Annotated in this window: 21 protein-coding genes and 1 pseudogene; 9 read left to right on the forward strand and 13 right to left on the reverse strand. The window is 70.5% G+C overall.

All coding sequences use genetic code 11. The features are described 5' to 3' along the window. Window positions 1-56: 56 nt before the first annotated feature. A complete protein-coding gene (locus ACIBK8_RS31005) occupies window positions 57-476 on the reverse strand; it encodes an ATP-binding protein (protein WP_399045522.1) in 420 nt (139 codons plus the stop codon). Between the two features lie 222 nt (window positions 477-698). Here ACIBK8_RS31005 and ACIBK8_RS31010 point away from each other — a divergent pair, with 222 nt between their 5' ends. The 3 genes from ACIBK8_RS31010 to ACIBK8_RS31020 all read left to right on the forward strand — a co-directional run bounded on the left by ACIBK8_RS31010 (window position 699) and on the right by ACIBK8_RS31020 (window position 3,197). Then, window positions 699-1,943, forward strand: a complete 1,245-nt coding sequence (locus ACIBK8_RS31010; protein ID WP_399045479.1) for an XRE family transcriptional regulator — start codon at window positions 699-701, stop codon at window positions 1,941-1,943. Further along, window positions 1,934-2,452: a GNAT family N-acetyltransferase gene (locus ACIBK8_RS31015; RefSeq protein ID WP_399045481.1), complete on the forward strand. Its 519-nt coding sequence runs from the start codon at window positions 1,934-1,936 to the stop codon at window positions 2,450-2,452. Before ACIBK8_RS31010 ends, ACIBK8_RS31015 begins: the two co-directional genes overlap by 10 nt. A gap of 163 nt (window positions 2,453-2,615) precedes the next feature. Further along, window positions 2,616-3,197, forward strand: a complete 582-nt coding sequence (locus ACIBK8_RS31020) for an HD family hydrolase (protein ID WP_399045483.1) — start codon at window positions 2,616-2,618, stop codon at window positions 3,195-3,197. Between the two features lie 230 nt (window positions 3,198-3,427). Here ACIBK8_RS31020 and ACIBK8_RS31025 read toward each other — a convergent pair whose 3' ends face one another. The 4 genes and pseudogenes from ACIBK8_RS31025 to ACIBK8_RS31040 form a co-directional block, all read right to left on the reverse strand. After that, a complete protein-coding gene (locus ACIBK8_RS31025) occupies window positions 3,428-4,687 on the reverse strand; it encodes a hypothetical protein (RefSeq protein WP_399045485.1) in 1,260 nt (419 codons plus the stop codon). Window positions 4,688-5,073: 386 nt separating this feature from the next. After that, window positions 5,074-5,378: pseudogene (locus ACIBK8_RS31030) on the reverse strand (ISAzo13 family transposase); the annotation flags it as partial. A 100-nt stretch (window positions 5,379-5,478) separates the two neighbouring features. After that, a complete protein-coding gene (locus ACIBK8_RS31035; RefSeq protein WP_399045486.1) occupies window positions 5,479-6,192 on the reverse strand; it encodes an MSMEG_1061 family FMN-dependent PPOX-type flavoprotein in 714 nt (237 codons plus the stop codon). Further along, on the reverse strand, window positions 6,185-7,174 hold the full coding sequence (locus ACIBK8_RS31040; RefSeq protein WP_399045488.1) for a PDR/VanB family oxidoreductase: 990 nt from the start codon (window positions 7,172-7,174) through the stop codon (window positions 6,185-6,187). The genes ACIBK8_RS31035 and ACIBK8_RS31040 overlap by 8 nt, the downstream gene beginning before the upstream one ends. Before the next feature lie 147 nt (window positions 7,175-7,321). Between ACIBK8_RS31040 and ACIBK8_RS31045 the strand changes: the two genes are divergently transcribed. Then, window positions 7,322-7,969: a TetR/AcrR family transcriptional regulator C-terminal domain-containing protein gene (locus ACIBK8_RS31045; RefSeq protein WP_399045490.1), complete on the forward strand. Its 648-nt coding sequence runs from the start codon at window positions 7,322-7,324 to the stop codon at window positions 7,967-7,969. A gap of 121 nt (window positions 7,970-8,090) precedes the next feature. Here ACIBK8_RS31045 and ACIBK8_RS31050 read toward each other — a convergent pair whose 3' ends face one another. The 4 genes from ACIBK8_RS31050 to ACIBK8_RS31065 form a co-directional block, all read right to left on the reverse strand. After that, complete coding sequence (locus ACIBK8_RS31050; protein ID WP_399045492.1) at window positions 8,091-9,056, reverse strand: aminoglycoside phosphotransferase family protein; 966 nt, start codon at window positions 9,054-9,056, stop codon at window positions 8,091-8,093. A 122-nt stretch (window positions 9,057-9,178) separates the two neighbouring features. After that, on the reverse strand, window positions 9,179-11,053 hold the full coding sequence (locus tag ACIBK8_RS31055; RefSeq protein WP_399045494.1) for a trypsin-like peptidase domain-containing protein: 1,875 nt from the start codon (window positions 11,051-11,053) through the stop codon (window positions 9,179-9,181). A 92-nt stretch (window positions 11,054-11,145) separates the two neighbouring features. Beyond that, the gene (locus ACIBK8_RS31060) at window positions 11,146-12,735 is read right to left on the reverse strand and encodes a S1 family peptidase (protein ID WP_399045495.1); all 1,590 of its coding nucleotides are present in this window, start codon (window positions 12,733-12,735) and stop codon (window positions 11,146-11,148) included. Window positions 12,736-12,788: 53 nt separating this feature from the next. Next, window positions 12,789-13,316, reverse strand: coding sequence for a hypothetical protein (locus ACIBK8_RS31065; RefSeq protein ID WP_399045496.1), 528 nt, complete (start codon window positions 13,314-13,316; stop codon window positions 12,789-12,791). 393 nt (window positions 13,317-13,709) lie between these two features. Here ACIBK8_RS31065 and ACIBK8_RS31070 point away from each other — a divergent pair, with 393 nt between their 5' ends. From ACIBK8_RS31070 to asnB, 3 genes are all read left to right on the forward strand, one after another. After that, on the forward strand, window positions 13,710-17,177 hold the full coding sequence (locus ACIBK8_RS31070; protein WP_399045498.1) for an ALF repeat-containing protein: 3,468 nt from the start codon (window positions 13,710-13,712) through the stop codon (window positions 17,175-17,177). A 32-nt stretch (window positions 17,178-17,209) separates the two neighbouring features. Further along, complete coding sequence (locus tag ACIBK8_RS31075) at window positions 17,210-17,620, forward strand: hypothetical protein (RefSeq protein WP_399045499.1); 411 nt, start codon at window positions 17,210-17,212, stop codon at window positions 17,618-17,620. 241 nt (window positions 17,621-17,861) lie between these two features. Beyond that, window positions 17,862-19,694, forward strand: coding sequence for an asparagine synthase (glutamine-hydrolyzing) (gene asnB, locus ACIBK8_RS31080; RefSeq protein ID WP_399045500.1), 1,833 nt, complete (start codon window positions 17,862-17,864; stop codon window positions 19,692-19,694). A 26-nt stretch (window positions 19,695-19,720) separates the two neighbouring features. Here asnB and ACIBK8_RS31085 read toward each other — a convergent pair whose 3' ends face one another. Together ACIBK8_RS31085 and ACIBK8_RS31090 are read right to left on the reverse strand one after the other, a co-directional pair. Further along, a complete protein-coding gene (locus ACIBK8_RS31085; RefSeq protein WP_399045502.1) occupies window positions 19,721-20,911 on the reverse strand; it encodes an FAD-dependent monooxygenase in 1,191 nt (396 codons plus the stop codon). A 66-nt stretch (window positions 20,912-20,977) separates the two neighbouring features. Further along, entirely contained in the window at window positions 20,978-22,477 is a 1,500-nt protein-coding gene (locus ACIBK8_RS31090; RefSeq protein WP_399045503.1) for an MFS transporter, read from the reverse strand. Between the two features lie 59 nt (window positions 22,478-22,536). Here ACIBK8_RS31090 and ACIBK8_RS31095 point away from each other — a divergent pair, with 59 nt between their 5' ends. Next, window positions 22,537-23,046 carry a MarR family winged helix-turn-helix transcriptional regulator gene (locus tag ACIBK8_RS31095; RefSeq protein WP_399045505.1) on the forward strand — a complete coding sequence of 170 codons (510 nt, stop codon included), beginning with the start codon at window positions 22,537-22,539 and terminating at the stop codon, window positions 23,044-23,046. 65 nt (window positions 23,047-23,111) lie between these two features. Here the strand turns inward: ACIBK8_RS31095 and ACIBK8_RS31100 are convergent, their stop codons facing one another. Then, a complete protein-coding gene (locus ACIBK8_RS31100) occupies window positions 23,112-24,119 on the reverse strand; it encodes an aldo/keto reductase (protein WP_399045507.1) in 1,008 nt (335 codons plus the stop codon). 177 nt (window positions 24,120-24,296) lie between these two features. Here ACIBK8_RS31100 and ACIBK8_RS31105 point away from each other — a divergent pair, with 177 nt between their 5' ends. Next, a complete protein-coding gene (locus ACIBK8_RS31105) occupies window positions 24,297-25,193 on the forward strand; it encodes a helix-turn-helix domain-containing protein (RefSeq protein ID WP_399045509.1) in 897 nt (298 codons plus the stop codon). 79 nt (window positions 25,194-25,272) lie between these two features. Here the strand turns inward: ACIBK8_RS31105 and ACIBK8_RS31110 are convergent, their stop codons facing one another. Then, window positions 25,273-26,100 (reverse strand): class I SAM-dependent methyltransferase, encoded by an 828-nt coding sequence (locus ACIBK8_RS31110; RefSeq protein ID WP_399045511.1) that lies wholly within the window; start codon window positions 26,098-26,100, stop codon window positions 25,273-25,275. Between the last annotated feature and the right edge of the window lie 107 nt (window positions 26,101-26,207).

Below are 26,207 nucleotides of genomic sequence, written 5' to 3' on the forward strand. Positions count from 1 at the left end.
GTGGGGGGCCGCTTGAGTTACTGGCCACGCCGACTGCGCGCCGCGCGACTCGGCAGTCACGAGTGCTCGCCGGACATGAGGAGTTCCGACCAGACGACTTTTCCCCAGCACCGGGTGTCGGTGCCCCAGTGGACCGACAGGCTGTCAACCAGCAGGATTCCTCGCCCCGATGGATCATCGGCGCGCGGACGTCGAATGACGGGAAGTTGAAGCGACTTGTCGGTCACGGCGATGCGCACCCGAGGCGCGGCGACGCGTTTGATGCTGACCCGCAGCGAGTGGCCACTGCCGTGCTGCACCGCGTTGGCCACCAGTTCGGCGACGATCAACGAGGCGTCGTCCAGGATGGCGTCAAGGGCCCATGTGTGCAGAGCCGTTGACACCAGTCGGCGAGCGGGTCCGGAGGATTGCGCCGTACGCGGGTACGTCTGGCTGTAGGCCGGCACGCCGACTGACGCTGATCTCGTAGCAGTCATGGTCACGTGCTCTTCCCTCCGGGAACGGTGGACCGACCGGGCGCCTGCGTCCCTGCGCCCGGAGGCTGACAGTGGATGAGGCAACGGGGCTGGTGTCTGGTTCAGTTCACCGCCAGGACTGCTCTCCGCAACAGGTGAAAGCGCGGTGGTACGCCGTCGTGACCCCGGTGATTTTTACCTGCGGGATGTCGCCGCGAGCACAGGCCCCGCTACCGTGCGGGCGTGGTGAAGAACCGAGCGCTTGCCGAGGCCATGGACGAACTCGGCTTTTCACAGGCAGGTCTGGCCCGAAGACTCAACGCTGAGAACGAAGCGCTGACCGGACAGGAGGGGCGCCTCACGGACCGAGATGTGCGTCGGTATCTCGAAGGGAGGACCAGGTGGCCGCATGCGCGGCAACGACTGTGTCTTGAATGGGTGTTCGGGCGTACCGTCACCGAATTAGGGTTTGTGCCGCGGGGTAAGACCGTCCAGGTTCCTTCGGAGGATCTTGTGCACCGCCGTGCGTTCATCACAGCTGCCAGTGGTACCGCCCTCACCGCGACGTCCCCTGCCCTGACCCGACTCGGGATAAGTGACGTACACCGGTTTCACCGTGGGTACGTCGAAATCCTGGAAGATGACTGGAGGGTAGGTGGGGCACGGCAGGTGGAGAGGGACGCCGTTGAATTATCTCTGCGCATCCAGTCGGCTCTCTCATCAGGGACAGCGTCGCCACGGGTTCGTCAGAGGCTGTATTCCCTGGGCTCCGACGTGATCAGCACCGCGGCCTTTGCTGCAATCGACGCCAAGGCCAGGAATCGGGCGCGCGGGTATCTGGACAAGGCTGTCACATTCGCAGGGTTGTCCGGTGACAGTGAGACTCAGTACCACGTGTGGAACCACCTTGCGATGACGGCCGGGCAGCGGGGGGACTTCGTTGAGGGGGCAGCTGCGGCCGACGCTATGAAGACGTTGTGGATCGCCCGGCGAGACCCCGTGTATGCCTCTCTCGCGCATATGCGCAACGCGCGGGCGCTGGCACGGAGTCACCAGCGAAGTGATTCCTTGAAGGCTCTCACCGCGGCAAAGAAGTCATTTTCCCGGGGCGCGGGTGAGGAGCGGCCGACCTGGATCGGTTTTTACGATCAGAGTGAAGTCGATGGGCTTTCGGCGAGCGTGTGGTTCTCCGTGGGTGAGTTCGGCAGAGCTGAATATTTCTTTCACCGGGCGTTGGCGGGAATCCGTCCGGAACTGGTGCGGAACCGGGCTCTGTACTCGGCCCATCTTGCCCTGGCCCAGGCAAGTCAAGGGGAGTTGGAACTGGCCTGTGCGACGGGGCAGGGAGCGTACGACATGCTCAAACCGGGTTCGGGATCGAAGCGCACCACGGACACCCTGGTCAAGGTGCGGAAGTTGGTTGTCTCCGCAGGCTCTAATGCACCCGAAATCACGTCCTGGATCGAGAGGTCGCGGCAATGGATCTGAAGCACTATGGGCAAGAAGACGTGAAGGCTATCCGGAGCATGCTTCTGGACATCCATGACGCGGTCTACGAGGGCATGCCGGGGACCTTCGACTCCCGTGAGCGCTTTGCGGAGTTCGTTGACGGCTGGAGCAGCCGGGACGGGTGGGTATGCGTCATGGGCTTTGATGAGGGCGAGCCGGTGGGCTATGCCTACGGGGCGCCGTTCAGTCCTGGAGGTTGGTGGAGGGGGTCGGAACGACCTGCGTCTTTGGGGCCCGGGGAGTGTGCCTTCGCGCTGTCGGAGCTGATGGTGATGCCGCGTTGGCGGAAGACCGGCGCTTCCTTGGAACTGCACGAAGGGCTGCTCGCCGGCCGGGATGAAGAGGCGGCCACCTTGTTCGTCGACCGTTCGCACCCCAAGGTTGTGGCCCTATATGGATCTTGGGGGTACGAGATCGTTGATGAATCCCAACCGTTCGATGATTCGCCGACGTACGCGGTGATGTTGAAGCGGCTCCAAGTCGCTTGACTCTTCTGTCCATTTCGCCACGGGCGGTTTATGCGAGCCCTCCGTGCTGCGGTCCAGCGGGCCAGTGAGCCGACGAGCTGAATGATGCGAACAAGCGTCTTGTGCATTGCGCCGTGCACTACGTTCTACGGGAAATCCACACGTGACAGACCGGAGGCACCACATGGCCGAAGAGGCAGAGCAGGTGACGGGCACCGCGGGCTTCTTGCTTGAGATGGGCATGCTCAAGCGTGCCAAGCGGAGCGGGTGGTGGATCGCCGGTGTCAAGGATCCCGAGACGATCGCCGAGCATTCATTCCGTGTTGCCCTTATCGGATCCGTCATCGCGATGATGGAGGGTGCCGATCCCGCGAAGACCGCGCTCCTCGGCCTGTGGCACGACACCCAGGAAACCCGGGTGAGCGACATTCCGCACATCGGCCGGCGCTACTTGGATGCGGCTTCCAACGAGACGGTCACCGCGGATCAGGTCTCCGCAGCCCACCCGGCAGTTCAGGCCGGGGCCAAGCGCATTGTGCAGGAATACGAGCATGGCGATTCGCTCGAAGTCGTCTGCGCTCACGATGCCGATAAGCTCGAATGCCTCATCCAGGCCGTCGAATACCGTGAGCAAGGCGTCTCGACCGTGCAGCCCTGGATCGACAGCAGCCTCAGCAAGCTGAAGACCGGTTCGGCCCAGGCCCTTGCCGAGGCGGCTCTCAGCATGTCGTCGGTGGACTGGCAGAAGACCTACCTTTCGCGCTGAGCCGCGTCGGCCGCCGTACGGGCAAGGCCCGCAAGCCGTGAGCTGCGGCGCCGAGCGACCAGGACGCCGGTGCGATCCGGGCCTGGGGCAAGGGAAACGGATACAACGGCCGCGGCCGTGTCCCTACTCCCAGTGACGGGACAACCCTGGAGTCAGGCCGGTGCTGGGATTACCCAGGTCGTGGTTGGGGGCAGTCTTCGCATCGGCCTGGCGCCTCGGTGTCTGTGTGGTCAGCCGGTGAGCTGGGCCAGGATCCACTCGGCGAGGGGCTCGGTGACCACGCTGTGTTCCGAGTTGGTGGTGTCACATGTGAAGGCGTCGAGGTCGGTGCTGCCGGCGGGCAGGGCGTTCAAGTCGGTGTGGAGGTCGACATCCCAGGTGACGGGGTCGTGCTTGAGGGCGACGGCACTAACTGAGGGCACGAAGCACCCCGACCGGTGCTCCGGTTCGATCTGGGCGCCGAGCGCGTCCGCGAGCATCCCGTAGGAGGCGAGCGTGCCGCCGGGCGCGCCGTCGAGTGGCGGAATCTGGCTGGTGCGGCTGATCCGGTACGCGAGCAACGGGATCTGCATCCTCACGACCTCCTGCTCCTCGCCGAAGGCGGGCTGGGTGCGCAGCACCGCGCGGGCCCCGAACGGGAGGTCGGGGTCGAGGATCAATTGGTCGGGCTGTAGCGGTCCGCCGATTCCGTCGCCGGCGCCGTTGGCGACGCCGATTCTGCGCAGGCCCGGCTTGGACGGGAACCATCCCACGTCCTTGAGGTCTTGCAGGAACTGGCCGCGCAGGGGGCTGGCGGTGGCCACGGGGCCCTCGTACTTGTCGTCGTCCACCCAGGCCCACAGGAGTTGCTGGGCGGCGGGGCTCCTGATCAGGTCCGCCTGCTGGGGCTTGCCGTCCGGGTCCGGGAAAGGGGACTCGAAGAAGTAGGCGAGTTGCTGGAGGGCGACGGGGATCCAGGCGCCGTTGTGCGGGGAGTCGTAGGAGAGGTAGAGCCGGCTCTGGTGGTCTTGCCCTTCGCTCTCCATCCTGGCCAGGGCGTAACGCGTGATGAGGCCGCCCATGCTCACACCGCCCACGATCAGCGGCGCGTCGCCCTGACGCTCGGCGATGACCTGCCTGATGGCGCTCACGGCGACCGCGGCATTGGCCTGGATGTAGGTGTGCCGCTCCGTGAAGCCCAGCAGCACGATGTCCACGCCGGCGGCGAGCAGTTGGTCGAGCAGTCGCTTGCCCTGGGAGTTGTACGGCGCGTTCAGGTGGGCGAAGAAGTCGTCGAGGTCGCTCTCGCCGTAGTTGAACCCGTCCGCGAAGACCATGGGGTTGACGAGGCCCTCGTGGGGTGTGCCGTCGGGGCCGAGACCGTAGTAGACCGCGGCCGTCCCGGTGGCCGTCTTCTCCTCGTGTGCCCAGGCCCCGGTGAGCTCCCATACCTTGTTGGGCTTGTTGACCTTGCGTGCCGTGTCCGCCCGCGAGGCGGGTGTGAACAGCACGCCCCCGGCCAGCAGATCCGGCGCCCCACCCGCAGGTGCCTTCCCCTCCGGCGCCCCGGAATCCTGCGCGTCCCTCCACACCTCAGTACTGACATCGACCCTCGCTTCACTGCGCACCGCCATCGCTGCCGCCTTCCCTGGTCTTCGGATGTGCTCCGCGCGCCCTGCCGACGGCCGAACGCCTCGACGTGACAGCCACTTCCGGCCAGCCGGGCACATGCCCGGTGGTCACGTGCTGCGCGCTGATCATTCCGGGAAGACCAGGCTCCACGGAGCAGGAACACCCCTCCAGCCGGTTGCGTCGCGAACTGGGCCCGGATGGCGGAAGGCGGAAGGCATCAGCAAACCCGGCCGGTTCACCGGGCCTGCCGGCGAACAGTACGGCGGGGGGCCGCGGCCAGGGCGACCTGCAGATGGGGCACGGTGGCCAGGACTGGTTCGGAGAAGGAGAGCCGGGGCGAGCGGCCCGCGCCGGGTATCGCCGTCAGGGGCCAAGGTCTTGGTGAGGTCGTCCAGTTGTTGCTGGGACATCCCGGTCAGCGCGGGATCGGGCAGCAGGGCCTGGTCCCACTCCGGCTCCGGCGTCTGCGGAGTTCGGCCGCCGGGATTGCGGAGCAGGGCTGGGGCGAAGGGCAGGGGTCCAGTCGCTGGGGAAGGCGTGTCGGGTCAGCGGCAGGGCGGCACCGCGAGCTGGGCAGGAGCCTCGTCCCTGATGTGCGCACCACACCAGCGAATCCAAGGATGCGAAGCAACACCTTGATGAACTGCAAGCCCTAAGCCCCCGCCTCATATCAAAACAGCCCCTCCCGATAATGCTCTTCCACGATTGTGCCGAGGGCGCCGAGGCCGGTGCCGAGGTGGGTGGCCATTTTTTCTGCCATTTGGGCGGTTACCTGGTTGTAGAAGTTGGTGCCGATGGTGAGGGAGTCGGCCAGGTTTCGGGGGTCGTCGGACCAGAGGCCGGCGCGGATCACGGCCTTGCCGCACTGGAAGAACGCCTCGCGTACCTTCACGATCGTGGCGAGGACGGCGGGTTTGCCCTCGGCTCCGAGGTGTTCCAGCAGGTCGGGGTCGTCGGTGAGGAACGCGTCGCCGTTCACCCGGAATGTCTCCCGTACGCCGGGGACGAAGAAGACCAGGCCCACGGCCGGGTTGCGGGTGATGTTCTCGAAGGTGTCGGCGGTGCGGTTGCCCGGACGGTCGGGGAGGGCCAGCGTCCAGGGGTCCAGGATGCGGACCGCGCCCGGCGGGTCGCCCTTGGGGCTGGCGTCCACGCCTCCGCTGTCGTCGGCGGTGGCCAGGCAGAAGAACGTGCTGTGGGCGATGAAGCGGCGCATGAAGTCGCCGAGGAAGGGTTCTTTTTTCTCCGCGATGAAGGGTTCGGGGTAGCCGATGATGTCGCGGACGCGGGCCATGTCGATGGGGCGGTAGGCGTCGGCGGCGGTGCGTTCGGGGGCGGGGACGCGGGCGTCCCAGATTTCCTGGGTGTCGGTGGGATCAGACATCGAGGACCAGCCTGGGGGTGCGTGCCCGGGAGACGCAGAGGTACATGCGGTCGCCCTTTTCCCGTTCCGCCGTGGAGAGGATGTCGTCGCGGTGGTCGGGTACGCCGTCGAGCACCCGGGTCTCGCAGGTGCCGCAGACTCCCTGGCGGCACGAGCCGGTCACCGGCAGGCCCGCGGCGGTGAGCGCGTCCAGCACGCTGCGCTCCGCCGGTACGTCGACGGTGCGGCCGGACCTGGCGCAGACCACCTCCACCGGGGTGTTGCGGGTCTCTTCCCTGGTCCGCGGCTTGAACCGTTCCATGTGCACGGCTTCGGGAGGCAGGTGCGTGGCGCCGTCGGTCACGGCGGTCAGCAGGGGTTCGGGGCCGCAGGCGTAGACGGCCGTGCGGGGGCGAACCTCGGCAAGCAGCGCGTCCAGGGGCATGCGGCCGGACTCGTCGCCCGGGTAGAGGCGGACGGCGCCGCGGTGGGGTGCCAGCTCGTCGCGGAACGCCATGGAGGCGGCGGACCGTCCGCCGTAGGCGAGTTGCCACCTCGCGCCCGACGCGGCGGCCCGGCGCACCATCGGCAGGAGCGGGGTGATGCCGATGCCGCCCGCGATGAACAGGTACGAGTCGGCCGGCTCGAAGGGGAAGTGGTTGCGGGGGCCGCGGATCCGCAGGGGCTGGCCTGGCCGCAGGAAGGAGTGCACGTACTCCGATCCGCCACGGCTCGCGGGGTCGCGCCGTACCGCGATGCGGTAGCCGGACGGGTCGTCGGGGGAGCCGCACAGTGAGTACTGCCGGGTGATGCCGGTGGGCAGCACCAGTTCCACGTGGGCGCCGGGCTGCCAGGCGGGCAGTGGTCCGCCGTCCGGCCTGGCCAGCAGCACCGAGACCACTCCGGTGGCCTCCCAGCGCAGTTGCCGCACGATCACCGGGGTCTCCTGCGGTCCGGTCCCGGGGGCCGGTGGGTCGGTGGCGGGCACGGTCGGGGTCGCCATTCCTCCTCCTTCTGACGGGCTGCTTCTCGTGAACTGGCGGAGAGCAGTGGTGAGTAGTGGGCAGCGAGTAGTGAGCAGCACGTAGTGGGTGGTAGGTAGTAACGGTGTTAACAAGGTGGCTTCGACGTTAGTGATAACGTCGTTAACATGTCAATGCGGGAGAGTAGTGGCGCCGGGGCGCGCAAGGGGCCGGTCCGGCCGGACACCGTGGTGGATGCCGCGCTGGCCCTGGTCAATCACGGCGGTCTGGAGTCACTGACCATGCGGCGGCTGTCCGACGCCCTGGCGACCCAACCGCCCGCGCTGTACCGGCTGTTCAGCGACAAGGGTGCCCTGGTGGACGCGATGGCCGACGCGGTGCTCGCCTCCGCGCTCGGTCCGCTCCCGCAGGCGGACTGGCAGACCCGGATCAGCGTGCTGGCCGGACGGCTGCGGGCGGCCATGCTCGGCCAGCGGGACGGGGCCCGCATCGTGGGCGGTTCCTACACCAGCCGGCAGCCCACGCTGACGCTCGCCGACTCCCTGCTGGCCGCCATGGAGGAGGCGGGGTTCACCGGAGAGGCGGCGGTGTACGCCGTCACCACGGTCTTCTCCTACGTCCTGGGCGAGGTGCTGGAGCAGCAGGGGCGCACCGAGGTCGACCTGGAGGAAGTGACGGCGAAGTTCTCCGGTGCGGACTATCCGCACCTGGCCGGGAGCCCGCTGTCCGCGATGCTCGACTTCGACGCCAGATTCGCGTTCGGGCTCCGGGCGATCACGGCAGGGCTACGGGAGGAACTGGCGCGGGAGGGGTGAGAGGGGGAGAGGGGGAGAGGGGGAAGCGTGGCCCGGATGCTCTTCGGAGTGGGGCGCTCAGCCCTTCAGCCCTTCAGTCCGTCAGTCCGTCAGTCCGTCAACCCTTCAACCCTTCAGCCCTTCAGCCGTCCAGTCCCGCGTCGAACGCGGTCGCGCGCCACTGCTCGATGGACGGCTTCAATGCCTCCACGAGCAGGGGCAGTTCGGAGGCGAGGGTGAGGCAGGCGATCACGCGGCAGTTGCCCACGGCGTTGACGAAGCGGAGTACCCGGTCGTCGAGTTGCCGCAGGCCACGGCGCTTGGCGGCGGCGTTGTAGGCGGCCTCGCACTCGGGGCCGAGGGACGCCAGGTCCCATTCGACGGGGCCGAGCGTGGCCAGTTCGAAGTCGGAGTACAGGGCGCCGTGCGGGCCGGGGACGATGTTGACGGCGGGGGCGTCGCCGTGGAGCGGCTGGAGGCCGATGCCGGGGAACGCCGCCTCGAATGCGGCGCGGGAGCGTACGACGGGTTCCAGGATTTCCCATTCGCGGCGCGCGCGGTCGAGAGCGGCCGGATCGATGAGGTCGGGGCGGGAGGCGAGAGCCGCGAGTCCTTCCGTGGTGAACTGCGGTTCGGCGGCCGAGAGGAACGGCAGGTCGCCCGGGTAGTCGCGCAGCGCGGCGTGCAGGTCGGCGACCAGGCCGGACTGGTGGACGTAATCGGGTTCGGCGGCGGTGTCCAGCTCGGTGAACTGCCAGAACGTCATGGAGAATCCGTCGCGCTGTACGGGTTCCCGCGGCACGAGCGGGCTCGGCGGGATCACCGGGGTGCCCTGGTCCGCGAGCCACTGCACCACGTCGAGTTCCAGCCGCTGACGCGCCGCCTGGACGTCGGGTCCTGCGTACGGCGGCAGGACGGTGGGCACCCGGACCACCACCGGTGACGGGGCGAGGTGCACGACGACGGAGAACACGTCGTGGAGCACGGTCGGGTCGGTCACCGTCAGCCCGAGGGCGCGGCCCGCGGCGGTGGCCGCATCGCGCGCGCGTGACGCGCGGGCGGCGAGCTGGTCGGGCGTCATGAAGGCGGGGGGCGTGGCGGCGGGCATGCCGGTGATCGTGCCAGGTGCGGGAGTGTGGTGCGACGGAATTACGGGTGGGGGAGCGGAACGTGCGGTGCGCCCCTCGCCGCGATGAAGGGGCGCACCGCACGTTCTGCCATGGGGCCGGGTCAGCCCTTGGGGACCAGTGTGCGTTCCCCGGCGAGCGAGGTGAGGGTGGTGCCGGTGTTCATGGTGAGCTTTCCGCTGCCGGGCCAGAGGGTGACGATGTCGTCCTGGCGGGCGGTGCCGCCGAAGGTGCCGGCGGTGGAGAGGGAGCCGTAGCGCCAGGCGGAGTTGGCGGGGCGGAGGCGGTGTTCGGATGACAGGCCCTGGCCGGCGATGTCCGCGTAGACGCTGACCTCGCCGTCGGTCCAGCGGACGAACAGGTCCTGGCCGCCGGAGCCGGTGCCGAAGTCGCCTGCGGTGAGGTCGCGGGCGTAGGTCCAGGTCTTGTTGGGCTTGGCGAGCTGCTTCTCGGCGTGCAGGCCCTTGGCGTCGATGTCGGTGTAAAGGGTGACCTCGCCGTCGACCCAGCGCACCACGAGGTCGTCGGCGCGGGAGGTGGCGCCGCCGAAGCGGCCCGCGGTCATGCCGGAGGCGTTCTTCCAGGTGGAGCTGGCGGGCTTGAGCTTGATCGCGTTGCGGAGCTTGTTGGTTTCGTTGACGTCCTTGTAGAGCGTCAGCGAGCCGCCGTTCCAGCGGACGAGCAGGTCGGAGGTGCCGTCGCCGGTGAAGTCGCCCGCGGTGATGGCCGCCGCGCGCTTCCAGGTCTCGTTCGCCGGGGTCAGCCGGATGTCCTTGCGGAAGCCGTGGGCGCCGTCGCCGGGGTAGAGGGAGACCTCGCCGTCGACCCAGCGCACGACGAGGTCGTCGTGGGCGTCGCGCACCGATGCGGTGTGGAAGCGGCCGGCGGTCATGACCTTGGCGTTCTTCCACGTGGAGGCGTTGCCCATGGGGTTGGGCGCGTCGTCGGGCTCCGTGCCGCTGACCGCCCGGTCGTAGAGGCGGAAGACGTCGTCGTCGAACTGCGAGGTGTAGGAGGTGTGGTCGTACAGGCCGCCGGTCTTGTAGCCGCCGATGACGCCGACGAGATCGCCGCGGTCGCCGTCGAAGTGTTCGAGGAACGGGCCGCCGCTGACCCCCGCGCGGAACGCGTCGCACTTGATTTCCATGAACCGGCCCTGGAAGGCGCTGGTGTCATTGGTGCACTGCAACGGGGTCTTCCGGCCGCCCGGGTAGCCCGCGACCGTCACGTCCTTGCGGGCGAGCTGCGCGGTGGGGACGGCGGTGAGGCGGTTGCCGGGGCCGGTGGCGTCCTCCAGCAGCTTGCCCTGGGAGTTCGGGCCGACGCGGAGGAAGGCGAAGTCGACGTCGTCGTCGGCGGGCGACTGCTGGTAGCGCTTGTCGGTCCAGATCTTGCCGGGCTGCACAGGGAAGATGCCGTACGGCGTCTCGCCGGTGCCGCCGGTGCCGCCTGCCTTCGACGCCCCGGCGCGGTAGCCGGGCACGAAGGCGAAGTCACGGCCCCGCTTGTCGCCCTTGAGGCAGTGCGCCGCTGTGATGACCAGGCTCTTGGTGGGCGAGGCCACCGCGCCGGCGCTGCAGAACTGGTTCGGGGTGGCCGAACCGTCGGCGCCGCGGATCAGGAAGACGCCGACCGTGGCGATGCCGGTGTCCCGCGGGTGGCTGGGCTCCGCGAGCGACCGCTTGCGCCGTGCGCCCGGGGCGGGCCGGTCATCGGCGTCGCCCGCCGTCTGCGGCGCGTCCAGCGGGACGGCGGCGGCGATGCGCTCCGGTGTCCAGTAGCGCTCGGTCTCCTGCGCGGTGCGGAGCGCGTCGCCGGTCACGGCGGGCTTCTGGGGCGTACCGGAGGGAGCGGAGGTGCGGGGAGTGCCGTCGTCCCGGCCGGTGTCCGGCTGTGGGGCGGCGGTCGCCGGGACGGCGAGGGCGAGGGAGGCGCACGCACCGATGGTGGCGGCGCGCAGCCAGGGTATTCGTCGCATGTGGGGTTCCGTAGCCGTGTGCTGTTGTCGCGTGGTGCGGTTGCCGAGGGGGAGGCGGGGGCCGGTTGCCCGGCCCCCGGGGGTGGTGCCGGTCAGCCGACCAGCGTCGTCTCGCCGTGCGTACCGGCGGCGTCGACACCCGCGTAGAGGGCGAGCTTGCCGGTTTCCCAGCGCACCAGGACGTCGTTGGGCCGCTGGTTGGCGACGAACGCGCCGGTGGTGACGACCGTCGCCTTGCTCCAGGGGGACTTGGCCGGACGGATCTGCTTCTCGCCGTGGAAGCCGGCGGCGTCGACGCCGGGGTAGATCGTGACCTCGCCGTCGGACCAGCGGACCAGGAGGTCGGCGGTCTTCTTCCCGGTGAATTCGCCCGCGCTGATCTGCGTGGCGTGCGGCCAGGTCTTGTTCTTGGCCTTGGCGAGGTTCTTCTCGGCGCCGATGCCCTTGGTGTTCAGGTCGGTGTAGAGGGACACCTCGCCGTCCACCCAGGTGACGATCAGGTCGTCGCGCTGCGCGTTGGCCGTGTACCTGCCCGCGGTGATCTGCTTGGCGTAGGTCCAGGTCTTGTTCTTGGCCTTGGCCAGCGTCTTCTCACCGTGGAAGCCCTTGGCGTCCACGTGGGTGTACTGGGTCAGCTCCCCGTCGATCCAGCGGACCACCAGGCCGTCGGAGCCGCCGCCGAAGCTTGCGCCGGTGATCTGCTGGGCGTACTTCCAGGTGCTGTTCGCCTTGGCCAGCCGGACCTCGGCGGCGAAGGGGTGCCCCGCGTCCTTGTCGTCCGCGCCCTGGTAGAGGGTGACCTCGCCGTCGATCCAGCGCACGATCATGTCCATGTGGCGGGTGCCGCCGGCCGAGCCGCCGGTGAAGTAGCCCGAGGCGATGTGGGTCGCCTTGTCCCAGGGGGAGTTCGGGAAGACCGTGCGGTAGCGGACCTTCTGCACCCAGGTGCCGAGGTCGTCGACGCGGGTGTCGACGGCGCCGGTGCGGGTCTCGGCCGGGTCGGTGCCCAGGCAACCGCCCTGCCAGGAACCGCTGTTGACGGCTGCCAGCTCCAGACCTCCGGAGGTTTCCCGCAGCGCGGGACCGCCGGTGTCGCCCTTGCACATCGCGGCCGTGCCGACGCCGCGCAGGCCCACCGACGCGTCCTGCACCGAGTCCACCGTGAACGCGTCACTGTGCAGCTTGTCGGGCACCCACTGGGTCTTCGTCCGGCCGAAGCCCGCGACCTTCAGCTTCTCGCCCGGGGCGGGCGCGGTGCTCCCGACGGTCACCGGGGAGACGCCGGCGACCGGCGCCGCCAGCTTGGCCATCACCAGGTCGCGGCCCTTGTAGGGCACCAGCTCGACGACGTCGGCGACGGTGCCGGCGGAGCCGCTCAGGTCGGTGCGTCCGACGGTCGCCTTCGTCTTCCACTTCGGCGCGCCTTCGGCGACGGCGGAGCCCTTCGCGGGGTCGTCGGCGAAGCAGCTCGCGGCGGTGAGCACCCACTGCCTGTCGACCAGCGAGCCCGAGCAACTGCGCTTGCCCGCACCGATGTCGAGCTTCGCGACGAAGGCGTACGACCCGTCCGTGGTGGCCGTACCGGTGACGGCCTGTGCCGGGGCGGCGGTCAGTGCGCCACCCGCGACCGCGGCAGTCACCATTGCTGTCACCCACGCTGCGCGGGGACGTGTGCCAGACATGTTTTTCTTTCCTTCGAACGGGATTCTTCGGTGCGCTGCGCGGAATGCGGGGGTCAGCCGGTGACGCGGAGTTCGAGCAGGGTGGCTTCCTTGCCGCCGGTGCTCAGATCGCCCTCACCGAGGGGCGTGATGTCGTTCTTCTTGAGGGTGACGGTCTTGGTCTTTCCCTCGGTGCTCACGGTGGCCCGCGCGGCGTGCCCGGCGTTCTCCCAAATGCTGTTGATCTTAGGGATTTCCAGGCTCAGATAGCCGGTCTTCCCGGTGACCTTGAAGCAGTGGTTGACGGGGGTGTGATTCGCCTTCTCCGCCATGACGTCGAAGTCGGGGGACGCATCGCAGTCGGCCAGCAGGATATGGCCGTCGCCCTTGATGAGCTTGAGGCCGGATTCCTTGAGAATGCGGTCCGCGTCCGGGTAGGCGAAGTCCTCGACGGCGGGCGGCGGGGTGGCGCCGGCCTGCTGTACGGCGCTGTCGGTGCGCTGCGGGGCGGCCTCGGCGACGGCGAGGGTGGTGGCCCCCGCGATCGCGGTGACGGCACCGATAACGCCGGCGATCAGCGTCTTGCGCACGCGAGGTATCACCAGAGAATCCTTCCAGAGAAGCTGCGTCGACTCGTGGCGACCGCAGTGGGAAACAGCCGAATGGCGAGGAGTGAACGTATCACCAGGAAAAGAGTGAGAGTTAATCAAGAGCTTTTCATAACGGGTCGGTTACGTCATTAATGGAGTGGGCAACCCCTTTGCCCGAGGCGCTGTCTGACAGGGCAGAAGGAGGCGGTGCATCGCCTTCGTGCACCGCTTTGAAGCAGCGTGTCAGGGCCTCAACTCCCTTTCTCCGTATGCCGGATGCGGAAGTTATGCTCCCCCTCGCCGAAAGTCGGCCATGCATAACTGGCAAGAGGTGTCTGCTTCGTGAGACGAAGAGTCCATTCGTACGGAGCGAGGGGGAGATGGTCGCGCGGTATACGTACCGCAGTGGTGACTCTGCTCCCGCTGGCGGTCGTGGCGTCCACGCCCGGAATGAATCCCGCATTCGCGGCCGGGCAGGGGGCGGGAAACGGCGGCGGGCTGCCGCTGACCGACCGCGGCCGGGTCGTGGAGCTGTGGCAGCAGGGCGGCCCCGGGGTCAAGGCCGCGGCGGAGGCCGCCCTCCTGGGGAGCGACGCGGACGTGCGCCGCTTCCTGGACGAGGAGCAGGGCCTGGCCGAGTACCACGACGACCGCATCGCGGCCGTGCAGATGGTCTCCATCGGCGGCGGCGCGGTGCGTGAGGCCGCGAAGAAGGCGCTGAAGAGCCCGCGCCGCGAGGACCTGAACGCCTTCCTCAAGGACGGCTGGAAGGGCCCGCTGGAGCAGGACCGGCGGGTGCAGGCCGTGCAGGCCATCAGCGTCGGCGGCCCGGCCGTCCAGGAGGCGGGCAAGGCCGCGCTGAAGAAGTCGCCCGACGCCGTCCGTACGTTCCTGGAGGACGGGCAGTACGGTGCGCGGGAGCAGGACGAGCGGGTCCAGGTCGTACAGATCCTGAGCGTGGGCGGCCCGGCGACCAAGGAAGCCGCGAAGGTCGCGCTCAAGGGTTCGCCCGACGACGTCAGGGAGTTCCTGGACGTGGGCCAGGACGTGGCCGCCGCCCGGGACCAGGAGCGGGCCACGGTCGCCCAACTGGCCCTCCAGGCAAAGGCGGCCGGGGCGCTGGCCAAGAAGTCGACCGACGCGGCCACCGCGGCGTCGGGCCGCGCGGTGGCGGCATCGGAACTGGCCAAGGAGGCCGCGCGCACCGCCGCCACGGAGACCGAGGCGGCCGGGAAGGACTCCCGCAGGGCGGCCAACGCGGCGGGCCGGGCGGCCGACGCGGCGCGCGGTGCGGCGTCGGCGGCGCGGCAGGCCATCGGCGCGGCGAACGCCGCCAACCACGCGGCCAGGCTCGCGGCCAACGCCGCGGCCCGCGCCGCCCAGGCAGCCGCAGCCGCGGCCGACGCCGCGTCCCGGGCGCGCAACGCGGCCATCGCGGCGGCCGGTGACGCGGGCAAGGCGGCCGACGCGAAGAAGGCCGCGCAGATCGCGCGGAACGCGGTCAAGGGCGCCAACGACGCGGCGGAGGCCGCGGGTTCGGCGGGCACCGCGTCGAAGGAGGCGGGCAAGGCGGCGAGCGCGGCCCGCAGCGCCGCGGGGAACGCCGACGCGGCGGCCGACGCGGCGGAGCAGGCCGACGGGTTCGCCGCGTCGGCGGGCGCGCATTCGGGCGCGGCGCGCAACGCGGCCGTACAGGCCCGCCGCCACGCCAACGAGGCCAAGCGCGCGGCCGGCGCGTCCCAGGCGCTGGCCAACAGGTCGGCGCAGGCCGCCTTCGAGGCGCGCGACGCCGCCAGGTCGGCGGCCCGGCACGCGCAGAGCGCGGCGGACGAGGCCGAGAAGGCCGCGAAGCACGCAGGCGAGGCGGCCGGTGCCGCGGCGGAGGCCGGCCGGCAGGCCACCGAGGCGAAGAAGGCGGCGGACGCGGCCGACACCGCGGTCAAGGCCGCCAAGTCCGTGTACGAGATCGCCAGGGAGACCGAGGCGGAGGACCTCAACTCCCGTACCAACGCGTCGATCCAGCAGGCCAAGGACCTCAAGAAGGCCGACGACGAGTTCACCGTCGGCCTCGGACACGCCCTGCGCGACGACCGGGAACTCGACGCGGAGGCCGGGCGGCTCGCCACCGAGGCGGGCAGGGACGGCGTGGACACCGCGGCCGTGGCGCTCAAGGGCCGCAAGCTGGCGATCCGGGTCCTGAAGGGCCGCGGCCCCTGGAGCCAGGAGGCCGCCGCCAGGGCGCTGGCCGGTTCCGACGCGGGGATGCTGGACTACCTCCGTACCGGCAGAGAGGGCGCCGCGCGCGACGATGCCCGTCAGCAGGTCGAGCAGCTCACCTACGAAAGCCCCTACGGCACCGTCCGCACGGCCGCCGGGAAGGCGCTCCAGGGCGACGCCCGGCAGATCGCCGGTTTCCTGGCCGACGGCCGGTACGAGGCGGCGAAGGCCCAGTACCGGCTGGCCGCCGTCCAGGTGAACAGCGTCGGCGGCCCCGCCGTCAAGGAGGCGGCCAAGGACGCGCTCAAGGACGGGTCGGCCAAGAAGCTGGCCACCTTCCTCGACAGCGGCCAGTACCTGGCCCGGATCTCCGACGAGCGGGTCCGTGCCGTCCAGCTGACCGGCACGGGCGGCGCGGAGGCCAAGGCGGCGGCGAAGATCGCGCTGTCCGGCACGCCGGAGCAGCTGCACGCCTTCATCCAGGCCGGCCAGTACATGGCGGTCCGCAAGGACGAGTTGGCCGACACCCACACCGCGCAGATGCGGCGGCTGATCGCGGAAGCGTCCGGGACGGCCGCCAAGGCGCGGGAGAACGCCTGGAAGGCCGCCAGGGCCGCGGCCACGGCGAACAAGGCCAAGGCGGATGCCGACAAGGCCGCCGCCGAGGCCGAGAAGTCCGCCGACCGGGCCGACGGATTCGCCAAGGACGCCGATACGTCGGCCAAGAGCGCCGAGGCGTCGGCCGCGCGGGCCGCCAAGTCCGCGGTGACCGCCCGTAATGCCGCGTCGGCCGCCGACCGCGACGCGAGCAGCGCCGAGGCGTCCGCCGCCGGTGCGGAATTCTCCGCCGGATACGCGCGGGATTCGGCCAGGGAGGCGCACAACGCGGCCACCAGGGCCCGGAGTTCCGCCGAAAAGGCGGGAAAGGACGCCAAGGAAACGAAGAAGGCCGCATCGGACGCCTGGCGCGACGTCGAGGAGATGCGCAGCGCGGAAGCCGCGGAGGCGGCCGAGGACGCCAAGCGCCTGCGGGAGGAAAGGGAGAAGGAGAAGGAAAAGAAGAAGAAGGGGATTCCGTGCGCCCCGGGCCCCGGTGTCGGCTGGTGTCTCCAGCTGGACGGCGCCTACCTGATCGAAATGGACGCCGATCAGGCCAAGCAGCAGCTCCGCATGGTGGGTGACATCTTCATCGGTTATTCCGACCTGGAGGAGTGCATCAAGGACCCGACCGTGGCCAGGTGCGCCGCCTTCGCCGTGGCCGTCACGCCGGTCGGAAAGGTCAAGAAGGCCGGAAAGGCCATCGAGGGGGTGGAGGCGCTTGCGAAGACGACGCGGGTCGGAAAGCTCGCGACGGTTTCGGAAACCGCCTTCAAGGCGTCGAAGGATCTCTCCAAGATGACGGTCAAGGACAAGCACCTCTCCAGTGCGGAAGGACGGTGGGCCAAGTTCGACACCACCTCCAAGGACCAGGTCAAGGACTGGATCGTGGAGGGGCTCACCTCCAAGGACGCGGTGTTCAAGCCGAACAACCTGGAAGATACGTTCAAGGTGGAGGTCAACCTCGGACGCCCCATCGGCACGAAGGGGCAGAAGGGCATCAGGATCATCGTCACCGGCGATGGCCGGGTGTTCAACACCCTTCCGTTCAACCCGTGATGCAGGAGCCATCCCGTGATGCAGGAGTCAGCATGAAAATCACGTACGAGAATCTGCATGCCGAGGAATCGAGCGGACCCGGCCTGGCCGAACTCCTCCTCAGCCTTGAGGGCGATCTGACGCTTTCCGACGGCGGTCGGGAGGTGTTCGCCGAGCCGGGATTCCCGGTGGCCGAACTCGCCTATCACGTGAACGCGTGGCTCACCACGGCGGGCCCGTCGGAAGGCTTCGTCCTCGATTCCATGTCGGCCGATCCCGGGCTGCTGCGCATTGTGGAACGCGACGGCGGCTGGGTGGTGGGTTCGATCTTCGAGCCGGATTCCTGGACCCGTCCGGTCGGCCGGGAAATCCTCACGGCGGAGCTACGGGACTTCGTGCGGAGGGTGCGCACCGATCTCACGGCCATGGGAATCGATCCTTACTTCCTCCCCGACCAGGATTAGCGTCCCGCCCGGAGACGGCTGATTTCTCCGTCCCCTCCCGGTTCTGCCCGGGAGGGGACACCTGAGGCGCCCGTGGCGGAACGAAACGCTTCCTCGGAAGTGCCCGCGAGAAACGCGAAATTAACACAAATTTACCTGTGAGAAAGGCAACGGGGCAGCCGCCCGATGCGCCGTAGCCAACCCCCGCGAGCAAGTTCATGGTGGATACATCCATCCGCTCGATGAAGAGGGGTTGATCGCGATGTGCGGTATCACCGGCTGGGTCGCCTACCAGCGGAATCTCACTGCTCATACGCAGGTGCTCGACACCATGACCGAGACGATGGCCTGCCGTGGCCCGGACGCCCGTGGCGCGTGGACGGCCCGGCACGCCGCGTTAGGACACCGGCGGCTCGCCGTCATCGACCTGCCGGGCGGCGCCCAGCCGATGCAGGTCGAGACGGATGACGGACCCGTCGCGATGGTGTACTCCGGCGAGGCGTACAACTACACCGAGCTGCGCGACGAACTCCGCCGCCGCGGGCACCGGTTCACCACCGATTCGGATACCGAGGTCGTGCTGCACGGCTACCTGGAATGGGGCGAATCGCTCGCCGAGCGGCTCAACGGCATGTACGCCTTCGCCATCTGGGACGCCAGGACCGACCGGCTCGTCATGATCCGCGACCGCATGGGCATCAAGCCCTTCTACTACTACGAGACCGACGACGGCATCCTCTTCGGCTCCGAGCCCAAGGCGATCCTCGCCAACCCGCTGTGCGCACCGGTCGTCGGCCTCGACGGACTGCGCGAGCTGTTCTCCTTCGCCAAGACCCCCGGCAGCGCGATCTGGGAGGGCATGCGCGAACTGCTCCCCGGCCACCTCGCCGTGGTCGACAGGTCCGGCATCCGCACGCACGCCTACTGGTCGCTCCAGGTCAGCGAGCACACGGACGACCGGCAGACCACCGTCGCGCACGTGCGGGAACTGCTGGACGACATCATCGCCAGGCAGCTGGTCGCCGACGTCCCCCGCTGCACGCTGCTCTCCGGCGGCCTGGACTCCTCCGCGATGACCGCCATAGCGGCCCAGCAGCTCGGCGCGGTCGGCGAGACGGTCCGCAGCTTCGCCGTCGACTTCCCCGACCAGGAGAAGAACTTCCAGTCCGTCGACATCAGCCCGACGCAGGACACCCCGTACGTGCACGCGGTCGCCGAGCACGTGCAGTGCGAGCACCGCGACATCATCCTCGACGGCGCGGAGCTGGCCGACCCGGAGGTCCGCCGGGCGGCCGTGGGCGCGCGGGACTTCCCGATCGGCCTCGGCGACCGCGACAACTCGCTGTACCTGCTGTTCAAGGCGGTCCGCGAGCGGTCGACCGTGGCGCTCTCCGGCGAATCAGCCGACGAGATCTTCGGCGGCTACCCGTGGTTCCACGACGAGCGGATCCACGCCGACACCTTCCCCTGGCTGGCCGGATCGAAGGCGCTCTTCGACGCCTCCAGCCTGGTCGAAGCGGGCCTGGCACGCACCCTCGACCTGCCCGCCTACGTCCACGACCACTACCTCACCGCCGTCGCGCAGACACCGCTCAAGGACGGCGAGACGGGGGTCGAGAAGCGGATGCGGCAGATCTGCTACCTGCACCTGACGCGGATGGTGCAGACCCTGCTCGACCGCAAGGACCGGATGAGCATGGCCGTCGGACTGGAGGTCCGGGTGCCGTTCTGCGACCACCGGCTCGTCCAGTACGTCTTCAACACCCCGTGGGCGCTCAAGACGTTCGACGGGCGGGAGAAGAGCATCCTGCGGGCGGCCACCCGTGACGTGCTGCCGCAGTCCGTCGCCGACCGCAAGAAGAGCGGCTACCCGGGGACGTTCGACCCGGCGTACCTGTCGGCCATCCAGTCGCAGGCAGCCGACCTGCTCGCCGCCGACCACCCGGCGCTGGAACTGTGCAACCGCGACCTGCTCAAGGCCGCGGCACACGCCGCCCACGAGACGGTCACCTCCCAGGACCGCACCACCCTGGAGCGGTCCCTCGACCTGGCCGCCTGGTTCGACCTGCGCCGGCCCGTCCTGAAGACCGGCTGACCGCCCGCCGCTGCCCGCCGGTGGATTCACACCCCGTAGGCGGGCAGCCGGAAGGTGTCGGCGGGCGGGACCAGGAAGCGGCCCAGCGCCCGGCTGACGCGGGGGTGCCCGGCGGCGCGCAGCACCGTGTTGAGGGTCCTGATGCCGGCCCGGGTACGGGGCGAGGCGATGCGGGGCACGCCGGGCGGCAGCTTCTGGGCGCGTGCGACGTAGGGGCGCAGGGCGGATTCGTAGGCGGCGAACGCGTCGGTGTGGTGGGCGTGCCGGGCCAGTTCGCCGGCGAGGACGTAGGCGCCGGTGAAGGCGAGGCTGGTGCCCATGCCGCTGAGCGGGGACGCGCAGTGGGCCGCGTCGCCCAGGACACCGACGCGGCCTTGTGACCAGCGGGGCATCAGGACCTGGGCGACGGATTCGACGTAGAGGTCGGGAGCGGATTCCAGAGCGGCCAGCACGCGGGGCGCCTCGCCTCCGACGTCCGCGAAGACCCGGCGCAACAGCCGTTTCCCGGCGGCAGGTTCGAGGCGTTCGTAGCCGTGGGCCGGTGTGGGGAAGGACAGGTAGGCGCGGGTGGTGCCCTGGTTGTCGGGGCGCAGGGTCACCGTCCGGCCCTTGGTGGCGTTGTGCCAGCGGGCCCAGCGGTCGTCGTGCGGCTCGCGGGGGATGGTCAGGTACGCGGTGCACAGACCGAGGTGCCGGGTGCGGGTGGTGTCGCCGAAGACCAGGTCACGGGTGTGCGAGCCGGCGCCGTCGGCGGCGATGACGAGGTCGAAGGCGCGGGCGGCGGCGTGCCGGAAGGTGACGTGGACGCGGTCGCCTTCGTCGTGCAGGTGGGTGATCTCGTCGCCGAAGACGTACGCGGTGTGCTCGCGGGTGGCCTCGTACAGGAGGCGGCACAACTCGCCGCGCAGGATCTCCAGTTCGGTGACCGGGCCCTGGCCGCCGAAGGCGTCCGCAGGCAGCGCGGCGCGGGTGCGTCCCCTGGCGTCGACGAAGCGGATGCCCGCCTCGCCGGTGCTCGCGGCGCGCACCGCGGCCTCCAGACCCATCCGGCGGGCGACGGCGCGTCCGGCGCCCCGCAGGTCCACGGTCTGGCCGCCCGCCCGCAGCCCCGGGGCGCGTTCGACGACGGTGGCGGGCATGCCGTGACGGTGGAGCCAGTGGGCGAGGGCGGGGCCCGCGATGCCCGCTCCGGCGATCAGGACGGTCCGGTGGGACATGGCGCGCTCCTGGTGAAGGGGGAGGTGGGGGACGGGAGTTGGGGATACAGCGGCCCGGCCGGGGCGTCACACGGCGGCGGTCTCCCGGGGGTCGTCGGCGGCCGGGTCCGCCGTGCCGGTGGCCGGTGCGGTGTGCTGGTCGCCTTCGGGGCGTGCCTTCTTGGGGAGCAGGAAGGTGAGGGCGAGGAAGGCCACCAGCAGGCAGCTCTGCACGATCAGGGCCTGGCGGAATCCGCCGGTGAAGTCGCCGGTCCCGGCCCGGCCGAAGAAGACCGAGCCGAAGACGGCCACGCCGAGTGAGCCGCCGACCGACTGCACCGCGGACAGCACGCCGGACGCCGAGCCGATCTCGTGGTCGTCGACGGCGGCGAGGATGAAGCTGAAGAGGGCGGCGATGACCATGCCGGCGCCGATGCCGCAGACCGCGATGCCGGGTGCCACGTCCCAGATGGAGAAGGACGCCGGGCCGCCGGTGCCGTCGAGTTCGTACCAGAGCAGGGCCGCGCCGCCGAGCTGGACGAGCGGTCCCACCTGGAGCACCGCCCGGCCGATCCGGTCCGCCAGCACGGCGCCGCTGACCGCGCCGCCGATCGCGGTGCCCACGGCGAGCGGCAGGTTGCCGAGACCGGCCTGGCCCGCGGTGAAGTGCTGCCCGATCTGGAGGTAGAGGGTCAGCACGAGCTGGCTGCCGACCAGCCCGCCGAAGAACAGCGCGATGCCGCCGAGCCCGACGGTGAAGGCGGGCTTGCGGAGCAGCGCGGGGGTCACCAGCGGCGCACGGCCGGCGGCTGCGGTGCGGCGCTGCCGGACGGCGAAGGCGGCGAAGGCGACGACGGACGCGGCCAGGCACAGCCAGGTCCACAGCGGCCAGCCGGACTCCTGGCCCTGGTTGAGTGGCAGCACCAGCAGGGCGCAGGCCGCCGCCACCAGGGCCGCGCCGACGCCGTCGATCCGTACGGTGGCATCGCCCGGCTTCCTGGGGACGAAGACCGCGGCGACGATCAGGGCGGCGATCCCGATCGGCAGGTTGACCAGGAAGACCAGGCGCCAGCCCAGCCCGAAGAAGTCGCCCTGGATGAGGCCGCCGCCCAGTACCGGGCCGATGATGCCGCCCAGACCCAGGACGGGCCCGAAGATGCCGAAGACCTTGGTGAGTTCGGGCCCGGAGAAGTTCTCCCGGAGCAGGCCGAGGCCCTGGGGCAGCAGCATCGCGCCCGCGGTGCCCTGGAGCAGCCGGAAGATGATCAGGGCCTCGATGTCCGGGGCCGCCGCGCACAGCAGGGAGGCGGCGGTGAAGGCGGCGAGGCCGGTCAGGAACATGCGGCGGCGCCCGTAGCGGTCGCCGAGCCGGCCGCCCAGGATCAGCCCGGCGCCCAGGGTGAGGGCGTAGCCGCCGATCACCCACTGGAGGCCGACGGAGCCCGCGCCGAGTGACTCCTCCAGGGCGGGCCCGGCGACGTTGACGATCGACGCGTCCAGCAGATCCATGATCTCCGCGACGAGCATCACCACCAGGATCAGCCAGCGCCACCGGTAGGGCGGTGCGGCGGTCGGGTCGGCACTCATTTTCCCTCAGTTCATTGATTACCAATTTTCTTAGCAAGATTGAGAGTAACCTGAGGGGCATGGATGTCAAAAGGCCCGCCACCGCCCCTCCGGAAGGCGCCCCCGGCCCCGCGCGGCAGGGCCCCGCGACCGCGACCGCGCCGGGCGGCCCCATCCGGGAGCAGCTGCGGAACCTGACCCTGCGTCAGCAGCGGTTCGAGCGGTATCTCGGCCGGCGGATGGGGGTGGACGCGGCCGGCCTCGCGGTGATGGACCACCTCGTCAACGTCGGGCCGACCACCCCCACCGACCTCGCGCGCAGGCTGGACGCATCCACCGCGGCGACCACCCTGGTCATCGACCGGCTCGTCGCGGCCGGGCACGTCACCCGCGGGCCGCACCCCACCGACCGCCGCAAGGTGATCGTCACCCCCGACGACCACTGGGGCGCCGCCGCCTTCGAGCACGTCGCCCCCGTCATCCAGGGCGTCACGGAAGCCGCCGACGCGCTCTCGCCCGAGGAGCAGGCCGTCGTCGCGGCGTTCCTGGAGCGGATCGTCGGCGTCTACGACCAGGCGACGAAAACGTGAACGGGGCGCCCGACCGCCTCCGTTCCGGAGAGATCGGGCGCCCCGCCGCCGGGCCCGCGGAGCCGCTACCGCCGTCGCAGGGACGGGTCCGTCAGGGCCGGCGGGAGGTAGTAGCTGTCGGCGCGGTTGAGGTCGGTGCCCGGCGGGACGATCGCGTCGATGCGGTCGAGCACGTCCCCGCTCAGCATCACGTCCGCGCCGTCCAGGAGGCTGTCGAGCTGGTCCATGGTGCGCGGCCCGATGATCACGGACGTGACCGCGGGGTGGGCGCGCACGAAGGCGGTCGCCAGGTGCGGCAGGGTCAGGCCCGCGTCGGCCGCCACCTTGGACAGGGCGTCCACCGCCTCCGCCTTGCGGGCGTTCTCCGGGAGCGAGAGGTCGAACTTCTGCGTCTCGATGCCGGCCCGCGAACTGGCCGACAGGGCGCGCCCCGACAGCCACCCCGCGCTGAGCGGGCCCCAGGTCAGCACGCCCATGCCGTAGCGCTGCGCGGTCGGCAGCACGGCGGCCTCGGCCTGCCGCGCCAGGATCGAGTACGGCGGCTGCTCGGTACGGAAGCGGACGTGCCCGCGGCGCTCGGCGGTCCACTGCGCCTCGACGATCTGCTCGGCGGGGAACGTCGAGCTGCCGACCGCCCGCACCTTGCCCGACCGCACCAGGTCCGAGAGCGCGGCCAGCGTCTCGTCGACATCGGTGGCCGGGTCGGGCCGGTGCATCTGATAGAGGTCGAGGTAGTCGGTGCCCAGCCGCCGCAGGCTGTCCTCCACGGCGCGCACGATCCAACGGCGGGATCCACCACCCTGGTTGGCGTCGGACCCCATCGAGCTGCGGAACTTCGACGCCAGCACGACCTCGTCGCGCCGCCCCTTCAGCGCCTTGCCGACGATCTCCTCGGATTCGCCCGCCGCGTACACGTCGGCGGTGTCCACGAAGTTGATCCCGGCGTCCAGCGCGCGGTGCACGATCCGTACGCCGTCGTCGTGATCGGTGTTGCCCAGGGCGCCGAGCATCATCGCGCCCAGCGCGTACTCGCTGACCGAAATGCCGGTGCCGCCGAGGATCCTGCGCTTCATGAGCTGCTCCTTCTAAGGGGTCTGTGGGTTCTGTGGGTTCCACGGGGAGAGCCGTCGATGGCTGTGCCCGGCGGTAGGTGTGCCTCAGCCTGCGGCCACCGTCAGGAGCGGGCCAGGCCCGTCGCATCCTGGGTCCGGCGGAACCACCCGACCGGGCGCGCGTCGCATACTGGACGGATGCTGCATCGGGAAGTGGAGATCGGCTCGTTTCTCAAGGCGCGCCGGGCGGCGCTCGACCCGGCCGACCTCGGGCTGCCCGGCGGGCGCAGCCGCCGCCGGGTGCGCGGGCTGCGGCGCGAGGAGGTAGCGCAGCTCGCGGCCATCAGCGTCGACTACTACACCCGCATCGAACAGGGCCGCGCGCACGCCATCTCCGCATCCGTCCTGGACGCCATCGCGCGGGCGCTGCGGCTCACCGGCGGCGAGGTGACGTACCTGCGGAACGTCGCGGCGCTCGACCACCGCGCGGGCGACTGCACCCCGGTCGCGGGACCGGGACAGACCGTGCGGCCCGAGGTCAGGCAGCTGCTCGACGCGATGGCCGACACCGTCCCCGCCATGGTCTTCGGCCGCGGTCTCGACATCCTCGCCTGGAATTCCCTGGGCGCCAGGGTCGGCTTCGACCTCGAACGCACCGCACCCGGGCGGCACAACTCCGCACTGCTGGTCTTCCTCGACCCCGCGGCCCGCGCACTGCACCCGGACTGGGAGCTGATCGCCGAGGAAGTGGTCGGCAACCTGCGCGCCGAGAGCGGGCGGCACCCCGACGACCCGCGGATCTGCGCGGTGGTCGGCGAACTCCTCGAACGCAGCGGGGACTTCCGCAGGGTGTGGGAGGCGCAGGCGGTGAGCGAGTGCCTGCGCGGCACGAAGCGGATCGTGCATCCGCGGGTCGGCGAGCTGCACGTCACCTTCGAGTCCTTCCGGCTGACGACCGACGACGACCAGATCCTGGTGACGTACAGCGCGCCGCGCGGCTCGGTGACGGAGTCCAGGCTGCGGGAGCTGGCGGAGCTGCCGGAGCTGCCTGTCGCGGACGCGGGCGATGCGGCGGGGCTGGAACCGGTGGCGTAACCGGGCCGGATGCGGGGCCCGAAGCGGTGGCGTAGCGACGCGGGCGGGGCCCGGACCGGTGGCGTGCGGCCCGTCCGTCTCACGTCCCGGGTGCCAGCGCCTCCCACCGCACCGTGACCTCGCCCTGCCGCAGGCGGCGCGGGTCGCCCGCCAGGGGCCAGTCCGCCGCGAGGGTGCGGACGGCGGCGATCCAGCGCTGCCTCGCGCCCAGGGCGCCGAGCGGTGCGGCTGCGGCCCAGGCACGGTCGAAGTCGCGCAGGAAGGCGTGCACCCGCTCGCCCGGCACATTGCGGTGTATCAGCGCCTTCGGCAGCCGTTCTGCCAGGTCGGACGGGGTGTCCAGGGAACCGAGCCGGGTCGCGAAGGTGACCGTGCGCGGGCCTTCGGGGCCCAGCGCCACCCACACGTGCCGACGCCCGATCTCGTCGCAGGTGCCCTCGACCAGCAGCCCGCCGGGCGCGAGCCGCGCGCACAGCCGCCGCCAGACGGCCGCCACCTCGTCCTCGTCGTACTGCCGCAGGACGTTCGCCGCGCGGATCAGCAGCGGCGCCCGCTGCCTGCCGCCGGGCAGCGGCACCTCGAAGCCGCCGTGCAGAAAGTCGAGGCCGGGCCGCTCGTAGGGTCGGGCGGCCTCGACGCGGGCCGGGTCTATCTCTATGCCGACCACCCGCGCGTCGGGGCGGACCGTCCGCAGCCTGGTCAGCAGCTCCACCGCCGTCCAGGGCGCCGCCCCGTACCCGAGGTCGACGGCGACGGGGTCGGCGCTGCGCCGCAGTACGGCGGCGTGTTCGGCGGCGATCCAGCGGTCCATCCGGCGCAGGCGGTTGGGGTTGGTGGTCCCGCGGGTGGCGCTGCCGACGGGGCGGGCGGGCGCCGGGGCGGCGGAGACGGAGGAGCGGCGGGCCATACGACGAGCCTAACAAGTCATCTCATTTGGTTCGGTAGGCTGTCGGTTGTGGTGGGGATCGTTGAGCGGTTGGTGCCGGAAGAGTTGTGGGAGTTGTTCCAGCGAGT

It is taken from the genome of Streptomyces sp. NPDC050161, from assembly GCF_044460025.1.
Classification (GTDB): Bacteria; Actinomycetota; Actinomycetes; order Streptomycetales; family Streptomycetaceae; genus Streptomyces.

Excerpts from the sequence above, each read along its gene's own strand:
- ACIBK8_RS31005 (WP_399045522.1), bottom strand. The coding sequence starts at position 476 with ATGACTGCTACGAGATCAGCGTCAGTCGGCGTGCCGGCCTACAGCCAG.
- ACIBK8_RS31015 (WP_399045481.1), top strand. The coding sequence starts at position 1,934 with ATGGATCTGAAGCACTATGGGCAAGAAGACGTGAAGGCTATCCGGAGC.
- ACIBK8_RS31020 (WP_399045483.1), top strand. The coding sequence starts at position 2,616 with ATGGCCGAAGAGGCAGAGCAGGTGACGGGCACCGCGGGCTTCTTGCTT.
- ACIBK8_RS31035 (WP_399045486.1), bottom strand. The coding sequence starts at position 6,192 with ATGTCTGATCCCACCGACACCCAGGAAATCTGGGACGCCCGCGTCCCC.
- ACIBK8_RS31040 (WP_399045488.1), bottom strand. The coding sequence starts at position 7,174 with ATGGCGACCCCGACCGTGCCCGCCACCGACCCACCGGCCCCCGGGACC.
- ACIBK8_RS31045 (WP_399045490.1), top strand. The coding sequence starts at position 7,322 with ATGTCAATGCGGGAGAGTAGTGGCGCCGGGGCGCGCAAGGGGCCGGTC.
- ACIBK8_RS31050 (WP_399045492.1), bottom strand. The coding sequence starts at position 9,056 with ATGCCCGCCGCCACGCCCCCCGCCTTCATGACGCCCGACCAGCTCGCC.
- ACIBK8_RS31055 (WP_399045494.1), bottom strand. The coding sequence starts at position 11,053 with ATGCGACGAATACCCTGGCTGCGCGCCGCCACCATCGGTGCGTGCGCC.
- ACIBK8_RS31060 (WP_399045495.1), bottom strand. The coding sequence starts at position 12,735 with ATGTCTGGCACACGTCCCCGCGCAGCGTGGGTGACAGCAATGGTGACT.
- ACIBK8_RS31075 (WP_399045499.1), top strand. The coding sequence starts at position 17,210 with ATGAAAATCACGTACGAGAATCTGCATGCCGAGGAATCGAGCGGACCC.
- asnB (WP_399045500.1), top strand. The coding sequence starts at position 17,862 with ATGTGCGGTATCACCGGCTGGGTCGCCTACCAGCGGAATCTCACTGCT.
- ACIBK8_RS31085 (WP_399045502.1), bottom strand. The coding sequence starts at position 20,911 with ATGTCCCACCGGACCGTCCTGATCGCCGGAGCGGGCATCGCGGGCCCC.
- ACIBK8_RS31090 (WP_399045503.1), bottom strand. The coding sequence starts at position 22,477 with ATGAGTGCCGACCCGACCGCCGCACCGCCCTACCGGTGGCGCTGGCTG.
- ACIBK8_RS31095 (WP_399045505.1), top strand. The coding sequence starts at position 22,537 with ATGGATGTCAAAAGGCCCGCCACCGCCCCTCCGGAAGGCGCCCCCGGC.
- ACIBK8_RS31100 (WP_399045507.1), bottom strand. The coding sequence starts at position 24,119 with ATGAAGCGCAGGATCCTCGGCGGCACCGGCATTTCGGTCAGCGAGTAC.
- ACIBK8_RS31105 (WP_399045509.1), top strand. The coding sequence starts at position 24,297 with ATGCTGCATCGGGAAGTGGAGATCGGCTCGTTTCTCAAGGCGCGCCGG.
- ACIBK8_RS31110 (WP_399045511.1), bottom strand. The coding sequence starts at position 26,100 with ATGGCCCGCCGCTCCTCCGTCTCCGCCGCCCCGGCGCCCGCCCGCCCC.